This is a genomic window from Kamptonema sp. PCC 6506, from assembly GCF_000180455.1.
GTDB classification, from domain to species: Bacteria; Cyanobacteriota; Cyanobacteriia; order Cyanobacteriales; family Microcoleaceae; genus Kamptonema; species Kamptonema formosum.
The window spans coordinates 1-1969 of sequence record NZ_CACA01000007.1 but is presented as its reverse complement, the minus strand read 5'-3'; the positions used below and the strand labels follow the sequence as shown (position 1 = coordinate 1969).

The window sequence follows — 1969 nt, the reverse complement described above, 5'->3', positions numbered from 1 at the left end:
ATTAAGGGTCTTGGCAACTTTTGGTGATCCGAACCAATGGCGTATGGCGATCGCATCAAACTCATATTATCCCGGCTGAGGTTGCCCTGCTTGCGAACGAAGTCCATCCAAGTCATTTCAAGAGTAGCGATCGCAATACTCCTTGCCTGTGCGCCTTACCTCCGTAATCTTTGTGACCCATGTAGATATGTCAGAGTAGCGATCGCCAACTGCAAGCGATCGTCAATACCACCCAGTCACTCATGTAATATTGAAATGTACTCACCAAATAATTCTTCAACCCTCTTATAATTGAGTGTTATTAAGCACTCTAAATGAACATTACATTTGCAGAAATTATTCCCAGTTTACTACCCAGCCCCGAAATCTTACAATTAAATAGCTGGGAGTTGGACAAAACAGCAACTCAGATCGCAGTCAATGTCACTTCTGTCCAAAATCCAGTCAGATGTCCGGTTTGTTTAGCAGTAAGTCATCGCATTCACAGCCAATACAGACGAAAATTAAGTGATTTATCTTGGGCGAATTTCCGAGTCACTTTACAGTTAAATGTCCGAAAGTTTTTCTGTATCAATCCCCGATGTCAGCGCCGCATATTTGCGGAAAGAATTACAGATATAGCAGCAACCTGGGCAAGAAAAACGCAACGATTAACTCAAAATTTAACAGCTATTGGTTTATCATTAGCTGGGAATGCCGGAGTTAGATTAAGCCAATATTTGGGCTTCAAAGTAAGTCGCAATACTCTATTAAACTTAGTGCGTAGAATTCCCCTAGCACCAATTCAAACCCCTCTAATTCTGGGAGTTGATGACTTTGCTTTTCGTAAACGCCACACCTATGGCTCTATATTAGTTGACCTTGAACTTGAAAAAAGTCAACCCATAGCCATTCTCAAAGATCGTGAAGCCGAAACCCTAGCCGCTTGGTTAAAAGAACATCCCGGTGTAGAAATAGTCTCACGCGATCGCTCCCGAACTTATGAAAAAGGTGTTCTGCAAGGAGCCCCCAATGCCATTCAAGTTGCTGACCGTTTTCATATTTTACAAAACCTCGCAGAAGCGCTCGCGCAAGTATTTGGCAGCCAACTAAAAACCCTTAAAGAGGTGGAAAAACTACACACTGGTTTCCCAGCTAGCGATGCTAATCAAACTGAAATCGTCCCTTTACCTCCGGCATCAAATCAGACCAAAAAAGAAGTATCAAAAGCGATTCAACGTCGAGAAAGAAGAGTTATTATTCATCAACAAGTGTGGGAGTTACGCCGTCAAGGTTTATCAGGAAAAGCAATTGCCAAAAAATTAGGTATTGGTTGCACTACCGTGTTCCGGTACTTACGGCATTCAACATTTCAAGAACGCAACGGTCGTAGTGACCGAGGACGTAGCAAGTTAGATCCCTATAAAGATTATCTCCTTGAACAATGGAATCAAAAGTGTTATGATACAAAAAAACTATTTGAAGACATTCAAAAACAAGGTTATTCAGGTAGTTATGATACCGTTGCTCGTTACACTCGTCGTCTGCGTGAAGCGACAGGAGTTCAGCTTAGAGAACGTATTATCCATAAACGTTTACCTCAAGTTGTTGAACCTTTAAGATGTGCTTTAACCCCTCGGAAAGTAGCGGGGTTAGTGATGCAAAAATTCACACAGCTAGATGCCAGCGACCAACAACTTATTATCTTATTAAAAAGCCACTCAGAGTTAGGTGAAGTTATTGAAATCGCACAAGATTTTACAACTCTTGTGCGTCAACGCAACCCGAAACAACTGGATGGCTGGTTAGAGCGTGCTATTAATAGCAATATTTCTCCCATTCAACGTTTTGCAGTGCGGTTACGTGAGGATTATGATTCTGTTAAGGCGGGTGTGACTTTATCTGTAAGTAATGGCCCGGTTGAAGGACATATTAATCGATTAAAAATGCTGAAGCGACAAATGTATGGTCGTGCTAGTATTGATTTATT

1 protein-coding gene is annotated in these 1969 nt (G+C 41.6%); it reads left to right on the top strand.

Annotated features, from left to right (window positions below; all coding sequences use genetic code 11):
* Positions 1 to 314: 314 nt before the first annotated feature.
* The coding region (locus OSCI_RS00495; RefSeq protein ID WP_039961430.1) for an ISL3 family transposase at positions 315 to 1969 on the top strand (1655 nt) is incomplete at its 3' end.